Origin of the sequence: Nostoc sp. (assembly GCF_035638895.1) — a bacterium.
In the GTDB taxonomy this organism is placed as follows: domain Bacteria; phylum Cyanobacteriota; class Cyanobacteriia; order Cyanobacteriales; family Nostocaceae; genus Nostoc.
Map to the genome: position 1 here is coordinate 1 of NZ_DASQZC010000474.1, position 5,194 is coordinate 5,194.

Sequence of the window (5,194 nt, forward strand, 5' to 3'; positions counted from 1 at the left end):
TGCCGACCATCTGTAGATGGCAACTGCATTACTACCCGACTGAATACTGATGCCAAAGCTAGGCTGAATTATTAGCCCTAAATTTGTCTGCGGTGCGTAAAACTGAAACGCTTTCCCACTACCACCCGCCGCAGTAGTGCAGCCAGAAGTACAAATAATTTGCCCTCCAAAGCTTGCACCGCCCCCAGCGCCCCCACTTTTAAGCCATCTACCATTACTAGGGCTGTCATTGGGAAGCAATACTAAATCATCATCACCAGTAGCTGTGCTTGCATTGATGAAGGTGTACCAGGAAGGCAAGCCATTGGCATCAACTTTGACTTGACGCGAATAGCCATCAACCCTCTGGCTACTGGTTAAGGTTTTTAATGTGGCGATATCGGCGATCGCGTATCCAGTTTGAATGGCCATTTTCACCTCGGCATAGCATCAATGATTGGTATTCCTCCCACTGGCGCTACTAGGCTTACTTGGTCGCCGATAGCAAATACGCCATTAGAAATTGCCCTTGCTGAAAATATTTGCCCTGCGGTATTTTTTACGTTATATTGCCCCAGTTGGGCATCGTAATTGAGGATTTTGACGCTGTTTTCTAGGGTGTGATCGCTCTTACTTTGTACCTGCACCTGACGCGATTGATAACCAGCGCGATTAATCAAACTTAAATTCATTAGCATTGAAGCTTCAGACATAAATAGCAACCCCAGCGATATCGCAGTACTTAATTACTTTTGCCACCTCCGGCTTGATTTTTGTAGAGATGGTTTTTGATTGATAAATAGGAGAGCAGGAGTTTTGACTTGGGTTAAACTTGCCTCGCTTAAAATGAATTAATTTGCTTGCCGATAAAATATTCGACCCGCCAGTAGATATAAATCGCTTCAATAAATCTATATGAGCATATTTATCCGCCCTAAAACTGTTAATGCAAGCAATTTCATCATCTGGAGGATTAGCTAGGAATGAGTGTGTTAGGGATTTTCGCCAGTCTTTATTGTTAGGCAAATCAAGAGTTGATTCTCCTGTATTTTCAAAAGTTTCCGTGCTAATAATATTTAATTTTTTGTCAGTAGTAATTATTGTAATTTTATTGTAAGAACCACCAAGTTGGTTATTGTCTGTTTCTTTGAAAGTTATGTATGTATATTCTTTTGTATATGATAAAACCGAAAAATAATCAGGTAATGTAGCTCTTTGATTATTAATTTGGTATGGCAGTTTAATAATTTTTTCGCCATTACTCAGATAATAAAATATTTGATAGACAACGAGAAGGTCTATTTCTTTCAATGCTGGTGAACTACATTCAATGTATCCATCTGTTTCTGGTGTGGGAGTATAAATAAAATCCTGGCTAAAAATAATTCCTGAAGTTATTTTTTCTGTAGTAAATTCTCCCCCTGGATAAGTAATTTGGACGTAGCCCCCAAGTAACCCATAAAAAGCAATAGAAATTGTTTGTGTTTCAAAACCGACAAAAAGCTTTACCGTAAAATTGTTTGAAGCCCGCAAGAATGAGCTGTCATGCCGCATAGCTTTAGTGCCTACAAAGGCAATAAAGTTATATGTTTCTGCTGATTTTTCAAGAACTATTGCATCAGTTGTCCGGTGTGGCATCTCGTCGTATTTGGCAAGTACCCCACCCCGCCTCAATCTGATATTTTCGCCTTTGCCCACAGCCCCATTAGTTTGGGCAGCGCCATAAAAAATATTGCCGTTAGCATCTTTTAGTCTTGCTAATCCAAGTTCTGCATCAAATCCAGTATAGGCAGTGGGCATTACCTGTCGGAAAAGGGCCTCCGCAGCATCAGCAATTCTCTGCTGATATAAATGGCGATTAAGGTGCTGCTGCCCCCTCAAAATATCAGCTTCCTGCGACATAGCCACTATTTAAAACTACAAGGGGAATTTGATAGCTATAACCTTGCCCATCTGCAACTGTGATGGGTGTTGATTCCACTGCGTAGGCGACGATGATACCGTTGGCGCTCCTGGCGCGGAATGTGCCGGAACCTGTATCCGTAATATCTATTGTCGTTCCGCCTCCGTTAGGTTGCAATTGAAAGTCGTTGGTAGTCGTGCTGGCAACTTGATAAATAGTGCCAGCAGTAATCCCAGAGGGAAGTGTCGCTAGGCTATCAGCTGTAAAAGTAAGCTTGTCGCCATTGACAAAACCATGAGCAGTGATTGTAATGCGATCGCTCGTCGCGTTGACATTGGCATTGGTGAAAGACTTAGACGCTACGGCGGTTGAGTCGGCAATTAAAAAAGCTGTCTGAAATTGCAACGCCCCGCCCGATGCCGTGAAGCTGGCGCTAATCGTGGGCAGTTCGTGCCGTTGGTCTGTGGAATCATAGCTACCATCACCACCAAAGTTAGCAGTTGCCCTAGCATAGCCATTTGTGGGTAGCAGTTCGCTGGCTAGAAAATCAGCCAACGAACTGCTACGGGATAGTGTCGCAGTGTTCGCCAAGCATAGTCTAAACTTGTTGGCATCGGGGGGAGTCGTGCCCCTGAATAAAATTTTGGCGCTTTGGCTTATCCAACTGTTGCAGAAAATTCCGCTTGGCATGGTGAGTTAGGAGTTAGGAGTTATAAGAATTTTTCCCCATTCCCCTGCTCCCCACTCCCCACTCCCCACTCCCCACTCCCCACTCCCCACTCCCCAATGACCAATGACTACAAAATTCTGTCCCAATCGTCTCCTTCCCAAACCGCCGATTCCCAAGTAGGTGAAGATTGCATTGCATTCCAGGCACTTTCATCAATTCCATCCCAGGTGAAATCTTCCCAAGTTGCCGAGATGAAGTCCCCTGTGAATTGTACGCCTTGCCCTAAGCCACAAGGTAGTACAAATCCACTACTCCACTGCGTCCCAATACCCATACCCAATTCAATTTGTGCATAAGTGGTGGTGAGAAGATAGGGATAAGAGGTGAATTCAACTCCTAGAGCCATTCCCCCAGGTATTGGCTCAATCTCGGTATATGGCAAAGTTACTGCGCCGGGAATCACCACGCTACCATCCGGCGGGAGGGTTACACCATTGATTATGGTATTGCCATCTGGTGTAATAGTCACGTTGCCTACTACAGCGTTACCATCAGATGTAATCACGGCATCAGGGACGATCGCACCATTAATAGTGAGAGTGGTTGCAGTGATTACAATGCTGCCCCTAACTGGAATTGCAGATTGTGATTGCCCTACCCAAATACCATCGCACGACCACAGTGCCTTTTGGGCAGTCACTACCCAACTGCACCCATCAGCTAAATAATTTTGTCCTGTGCCATCGTATTCAGTTACATTTACCCCAAACAATGGCTCATAGCCACCAAGTAAACTATTGGGGATTGCCCCCGCCATTTCCTGCCCCTGCCACCGCCCTCTGAGCAATCTACCCTCGCGTTGGGCGATCGCTTTTAGTTGATCGTTTGCCCTCGAATCGCCGCTACTGATTACAAATTGAGCATAAGGTATCTGGATTCCTGCCAAAAACTCCACGTTGTAAGTGCGCTCTCGCTGTTTGAAATTGCCGCTACACGGGTCTTCAAAACGAGCGGTGTATTCAATGGGGTTTTCTTCAATTCTTGTGTTTGTTGGCCTGCGCTCGGCTGCGGGTGGGGTTTCTTGCCCTGAATTAGATCGGCGCTTTTCGGCAGAATCATAAACTAATCCTAGTTTTTGTTTTGATCTAGTCTCGGCATCATCAGGATATTCTACTGTTGTGCCACCTTCGGTTTTGATCAGGGGTTTAAGAGTATAATTTTCATACTGCCAAGTATATTTATCAATTTCTTTCCATTCTTCATATTTATATTCAGATGTTACCAGAAACTCAGGAATTTCTAGCCAATCATCCCAATTTTCATCACCGCCATTCAACACAATTACCGCAATTTCTTTAGTTTCGGTAACTTTATTTAAAAGTACTTCTTTTGGGTTATAGGTGAATGTTTCAGTGATGATTTTAGTCTGAAACAGCCCCAGAAAGCTGCCAATAATAAAGTCGGGTCTAGCTTCTTCAATCTCTGCTAAATACTGCGATTTCTCTGTATTGAAAGTGGTAATTTTTTGAACTAATTTCCCGCCTGATTCCGCATCTTCAAAGATTGATTCTTCGGTGCGTATCTCTCCAAGATAAAGCCGAAATATTGGGGGAGAGTTCACTTTATCCCAAAAAACTCGCGGGACTATCAACCCCCAAGGCTTCTCAACCTCTGACTTGATAGTAAAAATCCCTTCTCTTCGAGACGCTCCGCGAACATGCTCATCCCATTTTTGGGTTTCGGTAGTTTTATTAATTATAATCAGCCCAGAAAATTCCGGGTCAATAATTGCAGGTGAGCCGTATTGTTCCGTGGTGATTATGCTATCAAGCTCAATCTCCCGCGTTACCATCTGCGTCCCCACGCACTTCACCTTCTCGCAAGGTGATTCGGCTCCACTCAATCGCCGATACCAAAGTTCGTTTTTACCGACTACTAGTGAAACCAAGGATTGAGTAGATTTGACATTAACCGTAGAAATTCTAAACCGCTCCTGATTATCAATCCAACCTACTCGGTTGTTGGCATACAGCAACTTACCGACAGATTGCAGATAAGAACCTGAAAGATTTAAGGGGTAATTATAAAGAGTATCTGGCAGAGTTCCAGAGAAGTTATCAATCCCAGCTTCATCCAGCAGCTTGGTGATTACGCTTGTTGCTGATTGAGAAACTGAAGTTTTATTGTCCGCCTTGTCAGGGTCTGTGGGTTCTTTGAAGTTGAGCAGGGTAATCAAGTCGCCCACTTCCAAAGTTAGCTGCTGCTTTTCTGAATCATATTTAGGAGTTAGCAGTCGCAGTGTGCCTCTGGGATGTCTTCTTAAGCTGCCACTGGTATCAGCTATATCAAGAGTTACTGTTTTGCCACGACAGAAGCTACTCGGACTTTTGCGATCGTCTAGTGGTTGGTTAAATCCTAATGCCTTGCCTAGCAAGATTTGCCCAGTGAAAGTAATCAGCCCAGATTGGTCAAGATGGCTATCGCTACCTTGAAAGGAGATGAGGCAGGGGGTGTAATCCGCGCCGCCGATTAGCAAACGGACATTTCTGGCTGATTGGTTTACTGTCATGGGTTAGGGTGGCGATCGCAAGACATAATAGTGTTTGTAGTTCCTTGGAATAAATTCAATGGCAGAGCTTTAC

5 protein-coding genes are annotated in these 5,194 nt (G+C 44.2%); all 5 read right to left on the reverse strand.

From position 1 onward, the window contains the following. Positions 1–411: hypothetical protein (locus VE944_RS23865; RefSeq protein WP_324982886.1), on the reverse strand; the 411-nt coding region annotated here is incomplete at its 3' end. Between the two features lie 2 nt (positions 412–413). Next, a complete protein-coding gene (locus tag VE944_RS23870; protein ID WP_324982889.1) occupies positions 414–692 on the reverse strand; it encodes a hypothetical protein in 279 nt (92 codons plus the stop codon). Next, a complete protein-coding gene (locus tag VE944_RS23875; RefSeq protein WP_324982892.1) occupies positions 685–1,881 on the reverse strand; it encodes a hypothetical protein in 1,197 nt (398 codons plus the stop codon). Before VE944_RS23875 ends, VE944_RS23870 begins: the two co-directional genes overlap by 8 nt. Then, a complete protein-coding gene (locus VE944_RS23880; protein WP_324982895.1) occupies positions 1,865–2,437 on the reverse strand; it encodes a hypothetical protein in 573 nt (190 codons plus the stop codon). The genes VE944_RS23875 and VE944_RS23880 overlap by 17 nt, the downstream gene beginning before the upstream one ends. A gap of 242 nt (positions 2,438–2,679) precedes the next feature. Further along, positions 2,680–5,121 carry a hypothetical protein gene (locus VE944_RS23885; protein ID WP_324982898.1) on the reverse strand — a complete coding sequence of 814 codons (2,442 nt, stop codon included), beginning with the start codon at positions 5,119–5,121 and terminating at the stop codon, positions 2,680–2,682. Positions 5,122–5,194: the final 73 nt, after the last annotated feature.

Coding starts and splice junctions, on each gene's coding strand:
- VE944_RS23870 (WP_324982889.1), bottom strand. CDS start 692: ATGTCTGAAGCTTCAATGCTAATGAATTTAAGTTTGATTAATCGCGCT.
- VE944_RS23875 (WP_324982892.1), bottom strand. CDS start 1,881: ATGTCGCAGGAAGCTGATATTTTGAGGGGGCAGCAGCACCTTAATCGC.
- VE944_RS23885 (WP_324982898.1), bottom strand. CDS start 5,121: ATGACAGTAAACCAATCAGCCAGAAATGTCCGTTTGCTAATCGGCGGC.